Below are 21828 nucleotides of genomic sequence, written 5' to 3'. Positions count from 1 at the left end.
AATTTGTTAAAAATTACTTAAAACAGCATAAAAGTTTGTTAAATAACATTTTTATTTTTTTTGTTAATTATTTAAAATTGCTTCATAAATTAAGTCTTGAATTTTTGTTCTGATGTCTTGTTCTCCTAATTTATTATTACTCATTGTTGGATAAACTCTATTAGATAAAAAAACATATAAAATACCGTTATCTGGATCTACCCACGTATAAGTGCCTGTAAATCCACTATGGCCAAAGCTATTTGAGGATGCGTACTTGCTACTTGCCTTAACTTCTGGATTCAAGCTTGGTTTGTCAAACCCAAGACCTCTTCTAATACTATCATTTGCGTAATAGCTATGATTAAATTTGTCTATTGTTTTAGATTCTAAATATCTTTTACCTCCATAAAATCCTTTTTGTAAATACATTTGCATTATTTTAGCAACGTCATTTGAGTTAGAAAATAAACCTGCATTACCACTAACTCCTCCCATCATGGCTGCTCCCATGTCATGTACATCTCCTTGTAAAACTTGATGTCTGTAATAATCATCAACTTCAGTTGGAGCTATTTTTTCTTTTTTAAATTTTTTGAGAGGATTATAGCCAAGTGTTGTAGCACCAAGTTGGCTGTAAAAGTATTTACTGTTTAATACATCCATTTTACCATGGTAAGTGTTTTCAATATATTTTTTAAATAAGTAAAAAACTAAGCCACTATACTTGTAACCTTCTAATTTTCTTTGAGGAGCTTCAGCAATTTTTTTATAAATAGTATCTGTATATGAATTTTTTAAGTATAAATTTCGTGCAATTTTTATTGAAAATTCATCACTTTTTTGTTTCCTATATAAATTATGAAAAGGAATTTTTGTTACACTATCAACAGTTTCTAAGTAATAGGGAATCCAAGCTTTAATTTTAGCAACATGAGATAATACTTCTTTTAATGTAATTGTATCTTTATTTGATTCTTTTAAATAAGGTAGCATTTCACCTAGTGTTGTTTTTAATTTAATCAAACCTTTTTCTTCACTTTTCATAATCATTGGTAAACCACCCAAAATTTTTGTAACTGAAGCTAAATCGTATAAATCTGTCAACTTTACTTTCTGTTTTTTATTATAAGTTTGGTAGCCAAAACTCTTGTGGTATATTACTTTTCCATAGCGAGCAACTAATACTTGTCCACCTGGAGCCATTAAAGAGTCTACAACAATAGTGGTTAAAGAATCTATTCTTTGAATTAATTTGCTACTCATATCAACTTCTTCAGGAATAGTATAAGATAACCTCATTAAATTTGGAGTAGATAATCCAGTCCCTTCAGGAAAAATATTTTTAATTGAAACAGGTAATTTCCCTTTTGCTTCATGAGCACCAAAAATTATTTCAGCTGAAATTTCCTGAGATTCTTTACTGTTTTGGTATGATACTATGATAGCATCAGTTGTATTAATATTGGAAGTTATATCTAAAAGAGTATAAGGGCTTGCAAAAATATCTAAAATAACATGGTGATTTTTAGAGATTTCTTCTAGCCATGTTATTTCTTCTTTACTCATTTTATAACTTTTCCAAGGACTTTCATTCGATTTGTGGTAACCAATGATAATGGTATTGTATGATTTTAATTTTTGAAGTAAGCCCGCTATGTTTTCATCTGAAATAATATCAACTTGTGTGTATTTTTTTAAGGTATTTGTAAATGTAAAATTGTCTGAATCTCCCAATTTTACATAAGCTATTTTGTTGTTTGAAAGCTCTTTGATAGGAAGTACTCCTTCATTGTTTTTTATAACTGTTATTGCAGCTTTCATTAAAGACTTGTATAATAATTTATCTTTTATTGTTATAATGTCTTCAGTAATATGAGTCTCTTTTATAGGGGTAAACTCATGGAGTTTAGCCCAATATTTAGCTTTCAATATTTTTCTAACAGATTCATTTAAACGTTTTTCAGTAAATAATTTCTTTTTAAGTGCTATTTTTATTTTTTTTACGGCTGATTTTACATCTTCAGGAATTAATAGTATGTCATTTCCAGCAACAAACGCAGCTAAATCTATATCTCCAGGTTTTGCATAGTTTGCAGCGCCTTTCATATTTAAAGCATCAGTGAAAATTAAACCCTTAAAACCCATTTTTTCTTTTAGAAGCTCCGTTATAACTTTATAGGAGATTGAAGTTGGAACGCCTGGTTTTGGTTCTAATGATGGTACATTTAAGTGTGCAACCATTACACTTGCTAAATTGGTTTTAAAAAGTTGTTTGTATGGAAACAATTCAATAGAATCTAATCTTTCTAGCGTAAAATCTAAGTAAGGAAGTGTTTTGTGAGAATCTGTAGAAGTATCTCCATGACCAGGGAAATGTTTTGCATTTGCCAATACACCAACACTTTGCATTCCTCTAATAAACGCCATTGCTTTTTTAGTAACATTGTGTTTATTTTCTCCAAATGAACGATTTCCAATAATAGGGTTTTTCGGATTTGTATTAATATCTACAACAGGAGCAAAGTTTACATTAATCCCTATTCTTTTACAATGAAGACCAACTTGTTTTCCAAATTCTTCTATTAGTTCATTATCTTGAATTGCACCTAAAGTCATATTCCAAGGGAAACGAAAAGAGTTTTTTAAGCGCATATTTAATCCCCATTCACCATCAATAGCAATAAGTAATGGAATTTTAGACTTTGTTTGATATAAATTAGTTAGTTTAACCTCCTTTTTAGGAGTTCCCTGCATAAAAATTAAACCGCCAATATGATATTTTCTTATCATTTTTTTGATAAAAGCTGTATGCTTTTTACCCTTATTAGAATAAGCTTGAATCATAAAAAGTTGACCTATTTTCTCATTCAATGTTAGTTTACTCATTCTATTTTCAACCCACTTTTCCTGTTTATTAACATCAGAACTAAGTAACGGATCTATTTGTTGTCCGTAACTTGTTGCAAACATTAGAAAGATACTTAGTGTTACTATTTTTCTCATGGTATACTATTTTTTAATTTTTTAAACTTGCTCCAGTTCCATTTAATTCAGAAAATACAATATTCCCATTTTTTAATTTTACTCCAGAAGCTATATCTGTTTTTAATAATAATGCGCCGTCCATATCAACATAATCTAACAAAGGTGTTAAATGTGCAATTGCCGAAATTCCTACGGAAGATTCTGTCATGCAACCAACCATAGTTTTTAAACCTAAAGATTTAGCTTTGGTTATCATTCTCTTTGCAGGTGTTAAACCACCACATTTCATTAATTTTACATTCACACCATGAAAATGATTATAGCATTTCTCTACATCACTTTCTATAATACAACTTTCATCTGCAATAATGGGCAAATAAGAATGGTTAAATACTTCTTTAGCGCCTTTCCAGTCATTTGCGGGTAGTGGTTGTTCAATAAATTCTACTCCTAATTTTTTTAACTCAACGGAATTATTTATAGTTTCAGTTGGGCTCCAACCGCAATTAGCATCAATTCTAAAAATAGCATTGGAGTGTTTTCTTAACTCTGCTACAATTTTAAGATCGTCTTTTGTTCCTAACTTAATTTTATATATAGGCCAAGGCATTTCTTTCATTTTGCCTATCATGTTTTCTACGGTATCAATACCAATAGTGAAATTTGATTGTATGTTTTTTTTAGGCTCAAGATTCCAGTATTCATACAATTTCATATTTTTTTTATGGGTAAATAAATCTGTATAAGCTTCATCTAATGCACATAATAAAAACATGTTATTATTAAAGTAAGGAAACAAATAATCCCAAAATTCTTCTGGTGTTTTTTCAGAAGTAATTTCAATAATTTTACGTTTAGCAATTAGTTCCTTTTCAAATTGTTCAACAAAAGTATTGTAATACGGGTTTGCAGTTGCTTCACCAAACCCCGAAATGCCATTTTCTTGAAGTTCTATTATTATTGAAGGAATTTCAGTTCTTGTACCTCTTGAAATTGTAAAAGGGTGCTTTAGTTGTAAATTATATGTTCGTATTACAAGTTTCATTTTAATGCTTCTTTTAATAATGTAACAGGGTGTTTAGAAATTCTATCTGTACCATCTTTAATTTGATGTCTACAACTGGTGCCTGAAGCTGCAATAATTGTATCGACTTCAGTATTTCTTATTTTTGGAAATAATGTATCTTCACCAACCTGCATACTAATTTTGTAGTGTTCTTTTTCATAACCAAAAGAACCAGCCATTCCACAACATCCTGAATTTATGATGGTTACTTTGTAATTTTTAGGGATAGAAAGCATTTGAAATGTAGGTTCAGTTCCGCTCAATGATTTTTGTTGACAGTGACCATGAATTTTTAACGTTTTGTTTGCTGTTGTAAAACTACTAGCAGTAATGTTATTTTTTAGATATTCTTGTTTTACAAATTCTTCAATGGTAAATGTATTTTGTGCAATTTCTTTTGCACTATTTTTATCATCAGCCAGTCTTAGATATTCATCTCTAAAAGTTAAAATTGCAGAAGGTTCTATACCAATTAAAGGAGTTTGTTTAGTGATTTTATTTTTAAAGAAATTTACATTAAAATTAGCTTTTTCTTTAGCCTTATCTAAAATGCCTTTTGATATAAAACTTCGTCCACTTTCTTCATGTTTAGTTATGTTTACTTTATAGCCTAGTTTGGTTAATAATTTAATAGTATCTATTCCAATATTAGCATCGTAATAATTGGTAAACTCATCAACAAAAAGATAAACTTCACCAAATTTAACAGGTTGATTTAACAGGCCGTTTTTATATTTTTTATACCATTTGTAAACAGTAGTTTTAGCCAATTTAGGAATACTTCTTTTAAGAGCTATTCCCATCAATTTTTTTGTAAGTTTTGTATTTAGCACCAAATTAGTAAAAGTAGGAGTGAGGCTTCCTAGTTTATTCCATTTTACATTATTGGCAAAAAGTTGAGTTCTAAACGGAATGCCATTTTCTTTGTAGTATTGATGTAGAAATTCGGCTTTTAAAGCGGCAACATCTACGTTGCTAGGGCATTCACTTGCACAGGCTTTGCAACTTAAACACAAATCAAAAACATCGTATAATTCTTTGTGATTGAATTTATTTTTTTTGGTTGAATTTGTCAAGAATTCACGTAAGGCATTTGCTCTTGCACGTGTAGTGTCTTTTTCGTTTTTGGTGGCTCTATAGCTTGGGCACATGGTGCCACCGGCTTCAGGAAGTTTTCTGCAATCACCTGAGCCGTTACATTTTTCTGTAGCTCTTAAAATTCCTAAACTATCTGAGAAATCTTGGATAGTTTCAATTGTTGGTTCAACTCTATCAACTTCATAGCGCAAATTTTTATCCATAGGAAAAGGATTTACAATTTTACCTTTATTGAATATGTTATTTGGGTCAAATGTTTGTTTAATACGTTTTAAAAGCTCGTAATTTTTTACACCAATCATTTGTGGAATAAATTCGGCTCTTACAATACCATCACCGTGTTCACCACTAAATGAACCGCCATATTTTTTAACTAATTTAGCCGTTTTTGTAGTTATTTCCCGAAATAAAGCAACATCTTCTTTTTTCTTTAAATTTAAAATAGGACGTAAATGAATTTCACCAGCACCAGCATGTGCATAATACACTGCTTCTTGTTTAAATTCATCCATCATTTGGGTAAATTCTGAAATATAGTTTGGTAAATCGTTTACTTCTACAGCTGTATCTTCAATACAAGCAACAGCTTTGTTATCTCCAACAATATTTCCTAACAAACCCAAACCTGCTTTTCGTAAATTGAAGGCTTTATGAATGTTGTTATTTATTAATTTAGGATAGGCATAACCTAAATTATTTTCTTTTAAGTTTGAAATTAATCTATCTGCTAATTTGTTTGATTCTTCGTTAGAATTTGTACAAATTTCAAGCATTAATATTGCTTTTGGATCTCCCTCTACAAAAAATCTATTTTTTAATTGTTCCCTGTTGTTTTTGGTACAGTCTAAAATAGTTTTATCCATCAATTCACACGTGTACAAGTTGTGTTTCATAGCCGTTACCACAGCCTCCATACTTTCTTGAATACTGTTAAAATGTGCGGCAATCATAACATTTTTTGGTGGAGGTAAGTTGTCTAACTGCAATGTAATTTCAGTTGTAAAAGCTAAGGTTCCTTCGCTTCCAGTTAGTAGTTTACCAACATTTATGGTAGTGTTTTCACCACCAAAAAGTTCAAATTTTAATAATTCATCAACAGGATAACCATTATTTCTGCGGTGAATACTTTTTTTAGGAAACTCTTTTAAAATTTCTAGCTGAATTTCTTTGTTGCTTAATTCGTTAAAAAGTGATTTGTAGATAGTGTTTTCTAACGAGTTTCCAATTTTTTTTTGACTAAATTCTGAAGTAGTTAATTCATTAAATACTGCTTCAGATCCATCACTTAAAATAGTTTTTAGCTCAATAATTTTATCTCGTGTTACACCATATTTTATAGAAGTTGTTCCTGATGAATTATTACCAACCATACCACCAATCATACACCTGTTACTGGTTGAAGTATTTGGGGCAAAAAATAATCCGTAAGGTTTTAAGTAATTGTTAAGTTCATCTCTAATAATTCCGGGTTGAACAGTAACAGTTTTTTTATGCTCATCAAAAGTTAAAATTTTAGTAAAATGTTTTGAGATATCAATTATTAAACCATCACCAACACATTGTCCAGCCAATGAAGTACCTGCAGCTCTTGGAATTAAGGTTAAGTTATTTTTGGTTGCAAATTGAATAATTGTTTTTATATCTTGTTTGTTTTTTGGGAAGACTACACCCAAAGGAATTTTTCGATATACTGAAGCATCTGTAGCATAAATGCTTTTATATAAGTTATCAAAATGAACTTCACCTGATACTAAATTTTCGAGTTTACTTAAATCTACTTTTTTTGAAGACATTACATGTGTTTTATTACGGATTGAAAACAACACCGCTACAATGGTTTTTACTAGCTCCAGTAACACTTTTCAAACAATTATTTTGACCTTCATCTTTTAAAAATCCAAGCAAGGCAAAAACCAAGGCTTCTTTATAATTTATGATAGTGTCTTCTGGGATTATTAGTTGAGTTTTAGTGTAGAATTGAATGCGATTAATAAGAAATGTGTTGTAAGCTCCACCACCAGCAACCAATACCACCTTTTTGGCACTTGAATCAATTTTTTTTGTAATTTGTATAGCTACGTGTTCAATAAAAGTTCTTAAAATATGGTTGATTTTAAGGTTGTATTTATCTATCATAGGAAAAATAGTTTCTACAATAAATTCATAACCTAACGATTTAGGTTTCGCATCATTATAAAATGGTAAGGCATTTAGTTCGTTTAATAAACGTTTATCAATATTTCCGGTTGAAGCAATAGCTCCCTTGTCATCATATTCAATATTTAAAGAGGAAACATAATGATTTAAAACAATGTTAACAGGGCAAATATCAAAAGCAATACGATTTTTATTTTCTTCAAATGAAATATTGGCAAATCCGCCTAAGTTTAAACAATAATCATAATCAGAAAATAATAATTTATCGCCTATTGGTACTAAAGGAGCACCTTGTCCGCCAAGGGCTATATCTTGTACTCTAAAATCGCAAATGGTTTTAATGCCAGTAATAGCAGTTATTTGAGGGCCATTACCTATTTGAAGTGTGTAATTTTTATCAGGATTGTGGTATATTGTATGTCCATGAGAAGCAATAAAATTTAAATTTTCAATTTTATTTTCTGTAATAAAATTTTGAATTATTTCACCTAAAAATATTCCGTAATCAGCATCTAGTTTGGTAAGCGCTTCTCCTGATAAATGGAAACCATTTTTTAAAGTTGATTTCCAATTTTTAGAATAAGAAATAGTAGTTGCCTTTAAAATTTCAAAAGTAAAATTATTGTTATAATTAATTTTAACATAAGCAATATCAATTCCGTCTAATGAGGTGCCACTCATAACACCAATTATATGTTTGACAGTACTTTTCATATCATAAAAATTCACTTTTATAAAGATCTAAAACATTTTTCACACTTTTATGTTTTTCCAAAAGCATAGAGGCTAAATCTTCATCAATAAGTAGTTCGTCCATTAACATTAGTACTCCTCGGTTTACTAATTTAGTATTAGATAGTTGCATGTGAACCATTTTGTTATCTTTTACTCTTCCTAACTTAATCATTACTGAAGTTGAGATCATATTTAACACAAGTTTTTGTGCAGTTCCTGCTTTCATTCTTGTGCTTCCAGTAACAAATTCAGGTCCAACAACTATTTCAATTGGATATTCAGCAACATGAGAAAGAGGACTATTTTTATTACAAGTAATGCAACCGGTAGTTATATTATGTTGTTTGGCTCTTTGAAGTCCGCCAATAACATAAGGAGTTGTTCCAGAAGCCGCAATTCCAACTAAAACATCTTTATCAGTAATATTATACTCTTGTAAATCTTTCCAAGCAAGAGTAGTATCATCTTCAGCATTTTCAACAGCTTTTCTAAGTGCAATATCGCCTCCGGCAATAAGGCCAATAACCCAATTGTCTGAGACACCATAAGTTGGAGGGCATTCTGAGGCATCTAATACTCCAAGTCTTCCACTTGTGCCAGCTCCAATATAAAAAAGCCTTCCTCCATCTTTCATTTTAGCATAAATAATATTTACCAATTTTTCAATAGAGGGAATTACTTTTTCAATAGCAAGGGGCACGGTTTTATCTTCAGCATTGATATTTGAGAGTAACTCAAATGTGTCCATTTTTTCAAGATTGTTGTAATTAGATGATTGTTCAGTTGTGGGTTTATTCTTCATGTTGTTTTTTTATGATGGTTAAACATAAAATTGTTAATAATGCATTTACTAGTATATTCATAAAACCTAAGTCAAATGAAAATTTAGATATTAAAAAGTAATTTAAATAGTATGTTACAAAAGGCATTAAAATGCATACGTAAGGTACTAAAGTATCTTTAATTTTAATTTTGGTAAAAATACCAAATAAATAGAGTCCTAAAAGTGGACCATAAGTATAGCCAGCCACTTTAAAAATAGTTGAAATAATATCGCCTTTACTGTTTGAAAATGACATTACTATTATAAAAATTAAAACTGAAAAACCAAAAAGAACAACATTTTTTAATTGTTTTTTTTCTTTTGAAGTTTTGTTTTGTATTGCTAAAAAATCGTGTGTAAAAGAGGTTGTTAATGCTGTTAATGCTGAATCTACACTTGAAAATGATGCAGCTGTAATACCTAAGATAAAGCTAATACTAGCAATAATACCAAAATAATTTAGTGATAGCATAGGGAATAGGCTATCTGTATTTATAAATTTTCCGTTTTCCACCTCTAACTTAATACCAAATTTATCAGCATATAAATAGAGCATTATACCTAAACCCAAAAATAAAAATTGAGTTACAGCTAAAATTAAGCTAAATGTTAATGCATTATTTTGTGCTTCTTTTTTATTTTTGCAAGTAAGTGTTTTTTGCATCATATTTTGATCTAATCCCATCATTGCAACAGCAATTAATATTCCTGAAATAAATTGTTTAAAAAAATTGCTTCCAGAATTAAAATCCCAATCAAAAACCTTAAAGTATTTATGGTGTATTACAGATGAAATTGTTTCAGTAAAACTGAGGTTCAAAGCATTTTTAACAGTATATATTGCAATAATGGCAGCTAAAATTAAGAAGAAAGTTTGAAGCGTATCTGTCCAAACAATTGTTTTAATTCCAGATTTATTTGTGTAAAACCAAATTAACAATAAAATAATGATTACTGTTAGATAAAAAGGGACATGAAAAGCATCTGAAACGGCATATTGTATAATTTTAGCAGCTAATAGTAGTCGAAGAGCAGCGCCAAACGATTGTGATACTAGGAAAAATAAAGATCCGGTTTTGTATGTTTTTATTCCAAATCTTGTTTCTAAATAGGTGTATATAGATACTAATTTTAATTCATAATAAATAGGTATAAGAACATAGGTTATAAAAATGTACCCAACTACGTTTCCAAAAACAAATTGTAAATAGTAAAAATAATTATTTCCTACCATTCCTGGTATTGAGACAAAAGTTACACCAGATAATGCAGCTCCAACCATTCCAAAAGAAACCAATTGCCAAGGAGATTCTCTATCTCCGGTAAAAAAAGAATTGTCACTCCTATTTTTTGAAGCAAAATGAGAAATCAACATTAGAAGACCGAAATACGATGTAATAACTATTAAAATTAGTGTTGAATTCATTTATTTATGTTAAATATTTGCATGAAATTGAATGTGTAGATGGAGGTTACAAATTTAACAACTTTTATTAGAGAAATTAATTAGTAGTAAAGGTTTGTTTTTAATTTTTAGTTTAAAAGAATAAAAGGGGGGTAAACAAATCTCTTTGATTCCCCCATTTATCAATTACATAAAACAAAAATTTTATTAAATACTTGGATCAGCGGGTATATTAGGATTATTTTCCCTTTCATTAAAAGGATAGGGATAATAATTTCTATTACGTTCAATAAAGTAGTCTCCGTTAGCAGGAATATTCAAATTTGGATGAATTCGTCTTGAATCTTCAAATCGCATTCCACTCATAAATAACTCTATGGATCTATTTTTAAATATTTCATCCATAATATCGGTTTGGCTGTTTGCATTTCCAGTCCAAGGGCCTAAAGCTGCATTTACACCAAACACATCATTGGTTTTTTCTCTAACCAAGTTTAAGTTTAAAACTGCATTAGGTAAATCATTTGACATTGCATAAGCTTCTGCTTTAATCAATAACATTTCACCTGGTAAATAAATTGGAATTGAAGTTGAAGCGGTAGAGAAAAAACCTACTGCATTGTCAACATCATGGAATCCAAAGTCAGTTTCAGTTTCATCAACAGGAGATAGGTAGAATGTAATCCTTCCATCACCAGCTTCAGGAATATAGCTGCCAGTTAAACCAAAATTATCTTGAGGTTTTGTGTCAGGATCATTAAAAACGGCAAAACTCCATACAGGGTTTTCAGATGTAACCCCATCATACCACCATTCTGACATTGACGATGAATTTACAGCATTTGCAGCAGCTATTGCAGCAGTATAATTCCCTGCAAATAAATTGTATCTAGCTAAAAATGCATTTACTACATTTTGTAAATCTAAATTAGGAAGATATGCTAAAAATTCTGCTGAAATAGTAGTTGAAGCCAAATCTGCTTTAGCACTTTCTAACAAACTGATGCATTCACTTAAAACTTCGGCTCTAGTACTAAAAACAGAAGCGCCATTAGGATCGTTATTGATAGGTGCTTGTTCAAAATTTTGGATTAAATAACCTAAAGTCATCGCTTTAAACCATTTTGCATAAGCACTAAGACCTGCTTTTGTTCCAGGTTCCATTTCTACATTATCTATATTTGCTAATATAGATTCAGCCATTCCCTTATCTCTTAATAAACGAGACCATAATCTAGTAACACCAGCATTATCACTGTTTAATAAAGTTCCACCAGCCACTAACTCTCCGGGAGTTACATATGTTAATGTGTTTCCTAATTCTCTTGTTGTTAATCCAGGAATTTCAACAATTGGTGCCAACGTTGAAGTTGCAAAATGTTGTGACATACCAACAGATACACCTAGCAAACCAGCTTTAGTAGTTAACACTTGGTCTTCTGCAGGCTGATTTATATTGTTAAAATCTGTTTCACAAGCTGTAAAAGACAGTACGCCAATTACAACTATAAATATTTTAATTAATTTTTTCATTGTTCTTTATTTAAAAATTAAAGATTACACCAAATTTATATACTGCAGGAATAGGTACGTTTGCCATATCCTGTCCTGTTACTCCATTGGTTTGCCCTTGAGTATTTACCTCTGGATCAAATCCATAATAATTATCAATTGATATTAAGTTTGTTCCACTTAATGTGAATTTAACATTTTTAATATAATTTTTGTTTAATTTTAAATTATAAGTAAGTGCAACTTCTCTAAGTTTAATATAAGATCCATCTTCAATAAATGATTCAAAAATACCAAAGTTAGCAATTGAATTTCCTTTCGGTATAATACCATTTAATTCATCAGCTGTAGCTTTTCCACCAGCAAAAAGATACCCCATACGTTTGTCCCAACTCATTACATCATTTCCTTTAGAAATATCCCATTGAAATCTAAAACCAAAGTTTTTATATTCAAATTCATTAGTAATAGATGCTACAAAATCTGGATTTGGATCTCCAATAATTTTTCTCAATATAGTTCCAGAAGGCTGACCGTTTGCATCGTAATCTTGAACAGGTGTATTTCCTTCGTAGTGGCCTCTAGCTTTTTGTACTTTTCCGTCTGCATTTAACAAAATTGTTCCATTGTTATCTCTTGCGAAATAAGTTCCATAAAATACACCAATTGCTTCACCATCTTGAGCTACTGAAGTACCAAACATACCTAATCCTTGTCTAAACCCTTCAACATCTGAAACAATATTTCTATTACGACTAAAAGTACTAGTAATTGACCAGTTTAAATTTTCACCTCTTAAAGGAGTACCTTTTAATAGTATTTCAAATCCTTTGTTTGTCATATTTGCAACATTTGCAAACTGTTGATCAAAACCTGTTGAAGGTGATAAAGGGCGGTTTACTAATAAATCTTGAACTTCTTGACTGTAGTAAGAGAATTCAATACTTAATCTATTGTTAAACATAGAAGCATCAAATCCAAATTCTGTTTCGGTTTGCCTTTCAGGTTTTAAGTTAGAATTACCTTGTGTTGTTGAAGGTATAAAACCAATATTTCCGTTATATACAGAACTATTGTAGTTTGTATAAATTTGAAAAGGATCTAAAGCAGTTAAGTTACCAGCTTGTCCCCAAGCAGCACGTATTTTAAAAGAATCAAAAGTATTTCCTAATGCATTTTCCCAGAAATCTTCATCAGAAATAGCATAAGAAGAACTTACTTTAGGGTAGAATTGTTGACGTTCATCTACTCCAAAAGTAGAAGCCCCATCCAATCTTCCTGCAAGTGTAAGAAATAATTTGTCTTTATATCCAAAACTTTGTTGTAAATACCCTCCCCAAAAAGAAGCCTGAGTTCTATAATCTACACCTGAAGCTGCAGATGAAGGGTCTGTTACAATTACACCATCAATGGCACTAACCAAATTATTGGTAACACCAAAAATTTGTCTTTCTTCATATTGGTAACTGTATCCAGCACCAGTAGTAGATTTCAAATCATCACTTATATCAAACTGATAACTCATATTAATATCACTATTTAACAAATCAGAACTGATTGTAGCTTTTTGAGACAAACCATTTGCCTTTGTGTTAAATCCGTTTGGAATATAAATTAACCCTTCCGAATTAGAATGGTCATATCCTAAAGTATAATTAAATCTAAAGCCTTCAAAAGGTGTTAATTTAAGTTGAATATCATTAATAGATCTAAAGTTTGTTGTTGTGGCTTCAACCCTGTCAATTGCTTCATACGGATTTGCCATCCAGCCTATATTTGGATAATTTCCAAATTCATCAGGCTCAGGATTGTTTAAGTTATCAGCAAAAATAAGACTTGTAATAGGGCCGTAGTTTGTACCATTTGGCATGTCAGTACTTTTGTTGAATGAAACAAATGATCCTGCTGAAATAGAAAGCCAATCATATAATTCTTGATCTAATCTTATACGTAATGTTTTTCTGTCAAAATCAGTATTTCTAACAATACCATCATTTTTATACTGCGAAGCAGAAAAAGAATATTTTGTTTTTTCAGTACCTCCATTAATGTTTAAAGAATTTTCAAAGCCGTAAGCTGTGTTAAAGATATAGTCTTGATAGTTATAACGAGTTGCAGGTACAGCTGTATTTCCATCCCATTTTAATTGAGCATCATTGTAAGGCAATGCTTTTCTCAAGTTATTAACATTAAAACTTGTAGAGTAAGTAATTCTAGGTTCGCCTATTTTTCCTCTTTTAGTAAAAATTTGAACTACTCCATTACTAGCTCTAGAGCCATAAATAGCAGCGGCGGCAGCCCCTTTAAGAACTTCAATACGTTCAATGTCGTCAGGATTAATATCAACCAACCTATTTTGAGTATAACCTCCTAAATTAATTAAAGCAGAAGAGCTATTGTTGGTAATAACTCCATCAATTATGTATAATGGGTCTGAACTACCAACCAATGTACTTGCACCTCTTAATTTGATAGAAACACCACCAGAAGGATTTCCTGAGTTTCTACTAATTTGTGCTCCTGCAATTTGTCCTTGCAATGCTTCTCCAATACTCACAACAGCTTTCGAATCACTTAAATCATCAGCCCCTAAGGTTGATATTGCAGACCCGAGTTGTTTTTTTGTGGAAATTCCTGAAGTTCCAGTGACGATAACTTCATCTAAGTTTAGTAAATCTTCAACTAATTTAAAATTAATTGGATTTTTGTTTTCAATTTTCTTCGTAGTAGGTTTCATTCCTAGATACGAACATTTCAATTCTTGCCCTATATTAGCTGTTATGGTGTAGTTACCATTAAAATCGGTTTGAGCGCCTGTTTTTTCACCAACAACAATAATGTTTGCTCCTGGGATAGGAGAACCATATTCGTCAGTTACTGTTCCGGTGATTTCGATTTCTTGGGAAAAAACACTTAGACTACTAAATAGTAGAGCAGTAATAATTAAATTAATGCGTGTAAAAATACTTCTCATTTGGTATTTATTTATGTTAAACACCCAAAACTAGCATTTTTTTCTTAATTACGTTAATAAATTGTTAAAAAAATGCAAAATTTAACATTTAAAACAGCATAAAACAGCATTTGCTTATGTTTTTGTAAGTTTTTCAAAGGGTTTTGACACCTTTTTCTTTAAATTCATTAAAAATTGAATCGGAAGGATCAATATTAGTGACAATAGTGTCTATTTTATGAATAGGAGCTACTGCATATCGTTTAATTTTATTTATTTTATTTTGGGTACAAAGCACAATAACTTTATCACTGGCAGAAATCATACACTTTTTTATGTGAGAAACTTCCCAGTTAGGTTCTGTCATTCCGCTTGAAACATTAATGCCTTCAGTACCCATAAAACATAAATCTGTTCTTAATTGAGATATAAAAGATACCACATCTAAGCCAATAGTAACTTGTGCGGGTTTGTATAATTTCCCTCCAATAAATATAATTTCAATTGAGGGGTGTTTGGTTAACTCAAGAGCAATAGGTAGGCTATAGGTGTAAATGGTAGCATTAATATCTGAAGGTATAATTTTTGCCAATTGTAGGTTGGTGGTGCTTCCACTCATAATAATAACTTGACCGTCCTTTATTAAGCTTAAAGCTTTTTTTGCAATGATATTTTTTTCTTCTAAGTTAAAATTACTTCTTTCTAAATATGATGAAGCTAGGTTATCAATTGGCAATGCTCCTCCGTGGACTTTCTTAATTAACTTTTTGGAAGATAGCTCGTTTAAATCTCTTCGAATAGTGTCTTCAGAAACTTTTAATTCAATACTTAAATCGGCAGATAAGACTTTTCTACTTAACTTAATCTTATCTAATATATAATGGTGTCTTTCTTCTTTTAGCATGCTGTATACGTTGTTAATTGTATTAACAAGCACAAATATGCAAAATATTTTTTACTTTTTATATTGTTCTTTATTTAATAATAAATTTAGGAATATAGAATTAAGTGAAATTTTATGAGGTTGAGATGGATTTGAATTGGAGAGGATGATAAATTTTAGTGCACAAAAATGCATAAAAATGCATAAAATCTTTTTTTAAAGCATTTTTATTTTTATTTTTACAAAATAAATAAAAGGAATAATGAAAGATACTCAACAGGCTTATCTAAAAAATATAAAATACCAAGAAGCGGGTAAATTTGAAGATACTAGATTTGAAAAAATACATAATGTAATTTTTTCAAACTCTAATATTGGATCTAAAACTGTTGCTCTGGAAATAGCTGATTTGATTTTACGCAAACAAAAAGAAGGGAAAAAATGCGTATTGGGTTTGGCAACTGGATCATCTCCTATAAAAGTTTATGAAGAGTTAGTTAGGATGCATAAAGAAGAGGGCTTAAGTTTTTCAAATGTTATTACCTTTAATTTAGACGAATATTATCCAATGGATAAAAGTAATATTCAGAGTTATTTTTATTTTATGCACGAGCATTTGTTTAATCATGTTGATATATTGCCTGAAAATGTACACATACCAAATGGTACAGTTAAAAGTAATGAATTACACCAATATTGTATTGCGTACGAAAAAATGATTGAAGATAATGGAGGTATCGATTTACAATTGTTAGGAATAGGGAGAACAGGGCATATTGGTTTTAATGAACCAGGCTCTCATTTTAATTCTGAAACAAGAAGTATTACGTTAGATTATATAACAAGAGCTGATGCTGCATCTGCTTTTTTAGGAATAGATAATGTTCCAAAGAAAGCAATAACAATGGGTATAAGAACTGTTAGAAAAGCTAAAAGAATTATTTTGTTAGCTTGGGGGCATAACAAATCTTTGGTAATAAAAAAGACAATTGAAGGCGAAGTGTCGTCAAAAGTACCAGCAACGTATTTACAGCATCATAAAAACACAACATTTGTATTGGATGAAGAGGCTGCTTCAGAATTAACAAGAATAAATACTCCTTGGTTAGTTGGGCCATGTATTTGGGATGATAAATTGAGTAGTAAAGCAATTATTTGGCTGTGTCAAAAAACAGGAAAATCAATTCTGAAATTAATAGATGAAGATTACAATGATAATGGAATGTCTAGTTTATTGGCAGAAGAAGGTTCATCATACGACTTAAACATTAAAATGTTCAATAAAGTACAGCATACCATTACGGGTTGGCCGGGAGGTAAACCAAATGCTGATGATACTTCAAGACCTGAAAGAGCAATTCCAACTAAAAAGAGAGTTTTAATTTTTAGTCCACATCCAGATGATGATGTAATATCAATGGGGGGTACTTTTGATAGATTAGTGACTCAAGGACACGAAGTTCATATAGCGTATCAAACTTCTGGAAATATAGCTGTTTCTGATTATGAAGCTTTGAAATTTGCAGAAGTATCAAAAGAAATGAGTTGTAAAAAAGATGACACTTTTATTTCAACTCTCATTGAGCAAATAAAATCTAAAAAAGAAAATGTAATTGATACTATTGAAGTTAGAAAACTTAAGGGGTTGATAAGAAAAAGAGAATCTTTAGCTGCTACAAGATATTTAGGTGTGCCTGATAAAAACGTACACTTTTTAAATTTACCTTTTTATGAAACGGGAGGCATCAAAAAAAATCCGTTAGGAAAAGAAGATATTAAAATAATGTGTAAAATTATTGAAGATATCAAACCACATCAAATATATGCGGCAGGTGATTTAGCTGATCCACATGGAACACATAGAGTGAGTTTAAATGCGCTTTTTGAATCTTTAGCAATACTAAAATCAAAATCGTTTATGAATAACTGTTGGGTATGGTTATACAAAGGAGCTTGGCAGGAATGGGAAATTCACGAAATTGATATGGCTGTACCAATGAGCCCAGATCAAGTGTTAAAGAAAAGAAAAGCCATATTCTTTCATCAATCACAAAAAGATGGTGTGATGTTTCAAGGTAGTGACATTAGAGAGTTTTGGATGCGTGCTGAAGATAGAAATACAAAAACGGCAGAAAAATATAAAGAATTAGGTTTGGCTGATTATGCTGCAATAGAAGCATTTGTGAGGTGGCATTTTTAAGTGTTATTTTTTGAATTAAACCCGAACTATTAGTAATAAAAGGATACTAAAAAAAATAATAGCTAAAAACCCAAAAATAATTTTAGACGCTATTTTCTTATTTCCAAAAAACAGTGCATATCCCATCTTAATTAAAGCATTGCTTATGGTAGCCAATATTGTTGCTTGAACAATTAAAGTGATTGTAAGTGAATTATTTTTTGTTTGAAATAAATTTAATATAAACGGATCAATATCGGTAACTCCAACAATTACGGATAGTATTTTTACACCAGAATTTCCGTAATATTTAAGTACTAAATCTGTAACCATTGCAAAAACAACAAATAATAACCCAAATATAAAAGCAGTTTTAAATTCTAAAGGGTTTTTGTAAGTTATTTGCTTTTGGTTAACTTCATTAACATTGTCTTTAGAGTTGAAAAATAAAGCTAAAAGAATACTAAAAAAGGTTAATGGAATAAAAAAATACACTAGAGATTGCGCTACTGTTTTATTAAAAATAAAGGCCAAAACGAATAAGCGAATATACATCATGGCAGTTGCAAATAAAATACTGGCAACAATTTTAGATGCAGAAGAACCGTCTTTACTTTTTCGAGCAAGAACTATTGTAGTTGCAGTGCTACTGTACATTCCACCTAAAATACCTGTTAGTAATAATCCTGCATTTTGAAATACATATTTTTGCAATAAATAACTAATATATGATATAGTTGAAACAGCAACAATTGCTAACCAAAATTTGTAGGGTGATATACTAATAAAAGAAAAAATGGGTTCATTTGGAAGTATTGGTAGAATAATTCCTGCAATTATAATAAATTTTGCAAGTGTAATAAACTCAGTATTACTTATCTTTTGTGAAATTTTAAACAAATCTTCTTTAATTTCTAACAAAATTAGAATTCCAACAATTATGGATAAAACCATCCAATGAGGTTGAGTATAAATTATAGGTGTAATGGTATAAGTTAAAAGCACTGCAATTATTGAAGTAAATCCGGCTAAGGACGTTTTCATTAGTTTATAATTATAAAAAATAGCTAATAGAATAGTTAATGTTACAAATCCAGTTAAAAAGGGAATATATGTAATAGGGTTTAAAGTATATAGTACAAAACCTAAAATACCAACGAGAGCGAAAGTTCTATCTGTACCAAATAAGACTTCATTTTTTTGTTTTTCGTGAATTTTTCTCTGTTCCAAACCTATTAGAAGAGAAAAAATAGTGACTAAAAAAAAATTGATAAAATCTTGAGGTATGCTTTTAAAAAAATCCATTAAATCTAAAATTTAGAGATAAAGGTATATAAAATTAGAATAGAATTAGTTAAAGAAACCTGTAAAAAATGGCTTTAATTTAAATAATAGTGGAGACGCCGGGAATCGAACCCGGGTCCAAACAAGCAACCAAAATAGTTTCTACATGCTTAGTTTTCATTTGGTTTTAGACTTAAAGATGATTGAAAACCACCCACTTTAAGCTTAGTTTCTTTAGTTTCAAAATGCTATCGAAACCTTAGCAAATCTATGTTAACTTTTACGATGCCTCTTAGCTGACCGCCGCTAACCAAGGCTTTCAAGAGGCATTTAGCTTTTGCACCTTGTGCAACGAGGCTCATCCTACTGTAATTCGGATTAAGCAGCTAAAGCGTAGTTATCTTCGCCGTTTAAAATGTTGAAATTGAGATTTACGAGTGCTATTTCATTACTCGGCATGCTTCTACTTTAATTGATCTTGCAGTCAAAACCAATCGTCCCCAATAATTCAAAGAACATTACCCCCTAAAAGAAGGAGGGCAAATTTATAAAAAATATGTTAAACCAATTACTTGTTATATTCTTTAATTCACAATATATTCGTATCAAAATTTATACCAGTTATTTATGAAGATAGGAATTATTAAGGAAAGGAAAAATCCTCCAGATAAAAGAGTTGTATTATCTCCAGAAAAATGTAAAGAATTACTTCTTAAATATCCAAAATTAGAAATTAAAGTTGAAAGTTCTGACAGTCGTTTTTTTTCTGATGAAGCCTATAAAAAAGAAGGAATAGAAGTTGTGAATGATGTGTCAGATTGCGATGTTCTATTGGGGGTAAAAGAAGTTCCGATTGAAAACCTGATACCTAATAAAAAATATTTTTTCTTTTCCCACACTATAAAAAAGCAAGCATATAATAGAAAATTATTAAGAGCTATTTTAAATAAAAACATTGAATTGTATGACCATGAGACCATAACAAATGAAAAAGGTATACGATTGGTTGCTTTTGGAAGATATGCCGGTATTGTTGGTGCTTACAACGGATTTAGAACCTATGGTTTGAAATTTGAGTTGTATAATTTACCAAAGGCTGAGGTGTTACACGATCAAAAAATGTTGATTAGTGAATTGAAAAAACTACAACTTCCAAACATTAAAATTGTTTTAACAGGAAAAGGTAGGGTTAGTAATGGCGCTAAAGAAATGTTAGATGGAATGGGGATGAAAGAAGTTTCAGTTGAAGAATTTTTGACACAAACTTTTAATGAGCCTGTATATGTACAGATTGATGTGTTAGATTATAACAAAAGAAAAGATGGTAAGATTATTAATGAAGAAGATTTCTTTAAGAACCCTCAAGACTATAAAGGAGACTTCATGCGTTTTGCCAAAGTGGCCGATATGTATATTGCTTGTCACTTTTTTGGTGTTGGATCTCCGTATATATTTACACGTGAAGATGCTAAATCTGCTAATTTTAATATAAAAGTGGTAGCAGATATAAGTTGTGATATTGATGGACCCGTTGCATCTACTATAAGACCTTCAACAATTGCTGAGCCAAATTATGGCTACAATCCTAAAACTGAAGAAGAAGTAGATTTTAAAGATGAAAATGCAATTGCTGTTATGGCGGTTGATAATTTACCGTGTGAACTTCCTAAAGATGCTTCTGAAGGGTTTGGAATTAGTTTTGCCAAATATGTTATTCCTGCTTTTTTCAACAATGATAAAGATGGTGTTTTGGAAAGAGCCAAAATGACAGAAAATGGGAAATTAACTCAAAGGTTTAGTTATTTACAAGATTTTGTTGATGGAGAATAACCAACAGCATTTGTTAGAAAAATTGGCAAACACCAAAATGCCTTATGGGAAATATAAAGGGAAGTATTTAATAGATTTGCCTGAACATTACATTGTATGGTACCATAATAAAGGGTTTCCCTCTGGAAAATTTGGAGAAATGCTACATTTAGTTTATGAAATACAGTTGAATGGATTGGAAGGTTTGGTTCGTAAATTAAGAGAATAAGAAATTAAAGGGTTTTAATTGAACATTTATATTTTGTTATTATAAATGATGCCGTAACAAATATGATAAATACCAAAAGAAATACCCCATAAAATAAATGAATAATTAGGATAAATAAATGCTAAAACCCCATTTAAGAGAAATAGAAATCCTAAAACTCTTGTAGCCCCTCTTGTGAATTTATTAGCTAAAACGCTTGCAATTCCATACAGTATTAGAGAAGTTGGTATAATTAATTTTAAATCACCTACAACTAAGATATAATAGAGAATAATTCCACCAAAAATTAGGTGAATTAAATAAATACGTCTAATTTGTTTTGCATTTGAATTCCATTTTTTTACCTCATGTTTTTTTCGCTTCTTATTAATAAGCACAATTAAAATGTAAGAAAATAATATATATATAAAACAAATAGCAACTAATAATAGTTGAAAAAATGAAATAGGTAATAGAGCTACTCCTTCTGAAGCAGAAAGGTATTGATTCAGAATAAAATGGATGAAGTATATAAAAATAATTCCTAAAAAACCAACAATAATTCCTGTTACTCCACCTAAAGATAAATTGTGAATTTTTGTATTCAAAAAATTTTAAAATTAGAATTCCTTAAATCTACAAAAAATTAATAACGTAAAATTTTTGAGTTTTCAACAATGAAATGTTATTAACTAATTTCAATAGAAGATGAAATAGGTTTAAATATTCAATAATTTTAGTAACTCAAA

At 30.2% G+C, this 21828-nt stretch carries 14 protein-coding genes and 1 other RNA gene; 3 read left to right on the top strand and 12 right to left on the bottom strand.

The features are described 5' to 3' along the window. Nucleotides 1-63 precede the first annotated feature (63 nt). The 9 genes from Lupro_RS05360 to Lupro_RS05320 form a co-directional block, all read right to left on the bottom strand. Nucleotides 64-2985, bottom strand: coding sequence for a glycoside hydrolase family 3 N-terminal domain-containing protein (locus Lupro_RS05360; protein ID WP_068206974.1), 2922 nt, complete (start codon nucleotides 2983-2985; stop codon nucleotides 64-66). 13 nt (nucleotides 2986-2998) lie between these two features. Beyond that, nucleotides 2999-4012: a dipeptide epimerase gene (locus Lupro_RS05355; RefSeq protein ID WP_068206972.1), complete on the bottom strand. Its 1014-nt coding sequence runs from the start codon at nucleotides 4010-4012 to the stop codon at nucleotides 2999-3001. After that, on the bottom strand, nucleotides 4009-6924 hold the full coding sequence (locus Lupro_RS05350; RefSeq protein WP_068206970.1) for an FAD-binding and (Fe-S)-binding domain-containing protein: 2916 nt from the start codon (nucleotides 6922-6924) through the stop codon (nucleotides 4009-4011). Before Lupro_RS05350 ends, Lupro_RS05355 begins: the two co-directional genes overlap by 4 nt. A 13-nt stretch (nucleotides 6925-6937) precedes the next feature. Next, nucleotides 6938-8002, bottom strand: coding sequence for an anhydro-N-acetylmuramic acid kinase (locus tag Lupro_RS05345; protein WP_068206967.1), 1065 nt, complete (start codon nucleotides 8000-8002; stop codon nucleotides 6938-6940). A 1-nt stretch (nucleotide 8003) separates the two neighbouring features. Then, a complete protein-coding gene (gene murQ, locus Lupro_RS05340) occupies nucleotides 8004-8825 on the bottom strand; it encodes an N-acetylmuramic acid 6-phosphate etherase (protein ID WP_068206965.1) in 822 nt (273 codons plus the stop codon). After that, entirely contained in the window at nucleotides 8815-10272 is a 1458-nt protein-coding gene (locus Lupro_RS05335) for a sodium:solute symporter (RefSeq protein WP_068206963.1), read from the bottom strand. The genes murQ and Lupro_RS05335 overlap by 11 nt, the downstream gene beginning before the upstream one ends. A gap of 186 nt (nucleotides 10273-10458) precedes the next feature. Continuing rightward, nucleotides 10459-11784, bottom strand: coding sequence for a RagB/SusD family nutrient uptake outer membrane protein (locus Lupro_RS05330; RefSeq protein ID WP_068206961.1), 1326 nt, complete (start codon nucleotides 11782-11784; stop codon nucleotides 10459-10461). Nucleotides 11785-11794: 10 nt separating this feature from the next. Then, a complete protein-coding gene (locus Lupro_RS05325; RefSeq protein WP_068206959.1) occupies nucleotides 11795-14737 on the bottom strand; it encodes a TonB-dependent receptor domain-containing protein in 2943 nt (980 codons plus the stop codon). Between the two features lie 133 nt (nucleotides 14738-14870). After that, complete coding sequence (locus Lupro_RS05320; RefSeq protein WP_068206958.1) at nucleotides 14871-15620, bottom strand: DeoR/GlpR family DNA-binding transcription regulator; 750 nt, start codon at nucleotides 15618-15620, stop codon at nucleotides 14871-14873. Between the two features lie 241 nt (nucleotides 15621-15861). On the opposite strand from Lupro_RS05320, the gene nagB reads away from it, so the two are divergent. After that, nucleotides 15862-17799 (top strand): glucosamine-6-phosphate deaminase, encoded by a 1938-nt coding sequence (gene nagB, locus Lupro_RS05315; RefSeq protein WP_068206956.1) that lies wholly within the window; start codon nucleotides 15862-15864, stop codon nucleotides 17797-17799. A 15-nt stretch (nucleotides 17800-17814) separates the two neighbouring features. On the opposite strand, the gene Lupro_RS05310 is transcribed toward nagB, so the two are convergent. Both Lupro_RS05310 and ssrA read right to left on the bottom strand, forming a co-directional pair. Next, complete coding sequence (locus tag Lupro_RS05310; protein WP_068206954.1) at nucleotides 17815-19083, bottom strand: MgtC/SapB family protein; 1269 nt, start codon at nucleotides 19081-19083, stop codon at nucleotides 17815-17817. Nucleotides 19084-19170: 87 nt separating this feature from the next. Beyond that, nucleotides 19171-19564: a transfer-messenger RNA gene (gene ssrA, locus Lupro_RS05305) on the bottom strand. Nucleotides 19565-19689: 125 nt separating this feature from the next. Between ssrA and Lupro_RS05300 the strand changes: the two genes are divergently transcribed. Then, the gene (locus tag Lupro_RS05300) at nucleotides 19690-20892 is read left to right on the top strand and encodes an NAD(P)-dependent oxidoreductase (protein WP_068206952.1); all 1203 of its coding nucleotides are present in this window, start codon (nucleotides 19690-19692) and stop codon (nucleotides 20890-20892) included. Continuing rightward, nucleotides 20882-21100 carry a DUF3820 family protein gene (locus tag Lupro_RS05295; RefSeq protein ID WP_068206950.1) on the top strand — a complete coding sequence of 73 codons (219 nt, stop codon included), beginning with the start codon at nucleotides 20882-20884 and terminating at the stop codon, nucleotides 21098-21100. The genes Lupro_RS05300 and Lupro_RS05295 overlap by 11 nt, the downstream gene beginning before the upstream one ends. Nucleotides 21101-21126: 26 nt before the next feature. Here the strand turns inward: Lupro_RS05295 and Lupro_RS05290 are convergent, their stop codons facing one another. Next, on the bottom strand, nucleotides 21127-21687 hold the full coding sequence (locus Lupro_RS05290; protein ID WP_068206947.1) for a hypothetical protein: 561 nt from the start codon (nucleotides 21685-21687) through the stop codon (nucleotides 21127-21129). Nucleotides 21688-21828 lie beyond the last annotated feature (141 nt).

It is taken from the genome of Lutibacter profundi (assembly GCF_001543325.1).
GTDB classification, from domain to species: domain Bacteria; phylum Bacteroidota; class Bacteroidia; order Flavobacteriales; family Flavobacteriaceae; genus Lutibacter; species Lutibacter profundi.
This window is presented reverse-complemented; position numbering and strand designations above follow the sequence as displayed.

What these genes read in the sequence shown, in the direction of transcription:
- Lupro_RS05360 (WP_068206974.1), bottom strand. Translation starts at nt 2,985, where the DNA reads ATGAGAAAAATAGTAACACTAAGTATCTTTCTAATGTTTGCAACAAGT.
- Lupro_RS05320 (WP_068206958.1), bottom strand. Translation starts at nt 15,620, where the DNA reads ATGCTAAAAGAAGAAAGACACCATTATATATTAGATAAGATTAAGTTA.
- Lupro_RS05300 (WP_068206952.1), top strand. Translation starts at nt 19,690, where the DNA reads ATGAAGATAGGAATTATTAAGGAAAGGAAAAATCCTCCAGATAAAAGA.
- Lupro_RS05345 (WP_068206967.1), bottom strand. Translation starts at nt 8,002, where the DNA reads ATGAAAAGTACTGTCAAACATATAATTGGTGTTATGAGTGGCACCTCA.
- Lupro_RS05350 (WP_068206970.1), bottom strand. Translation starts at nt 6,924, where the DNA reads ATGTCTTCAAAAAAAGTAGATTTAAGTAAACTCGAAAATTTAGTATCA.
- Lupro_RS05330 (WP_068206961.1), bottom strand. Translation starts at nt 11,784, where the DNA reads ATGAAAAAATTAATTAAAATATTTATAGTTGTAATTGGCGTACTGTCT.
- Lupro_RS05335 (WP_068206963.1), bottom strand. Translation starts at nt 10,272, where the DNA reads ATGAATTCAACACTAATTTTAATAGTTATTACATCGTATTTCGGTCTT.
- Lupro_RS05325 (WP_068206959.1), bottom strand. Translation starts at nt 14,737, where the DNA reads ATGAGAAGTATTTTTACACGCATTAATTTAATTATTACTGCTCTACTA.
- murQ (WP_068206965.1), bottom strand. Translation starts at nt 8,825, where the DNA reads ATGAAGAATAAACCCACAACTGAACAATCATCTAATTACAACAATCTT.
- nagB (WP_068206956.1), top strand. Translation starts at nt 15,862, where the DNA reads ATGAAAGATACTCAACAGGCTTATCTAAAAAATATAAAATACCAAGAA.
- Lupro_RS05310 (WP_068206954.1), bottom strand. Translation starts at nt 19,083, where the DNA reads ATGGATTTTTTTAAAAGCATACCTCAAGATTTTATCAATTTTTTTTTA.
- Lupro_RS05295 (WP_068206950.1), top strand. Translation starts at nt 20,882, where the DNA reads ATGGAGAATAACCAACAGCATTTGTTAGAAAAATTGGCAAACACCAAA.
- Lupro_RS05355 (WP_068206972.1), bottom strand. Translation starts at nt 4,012, where the DNA reads ATGAAACTTGTAATACGAACATATAATTTACAACTAAAGCACCCTTTT.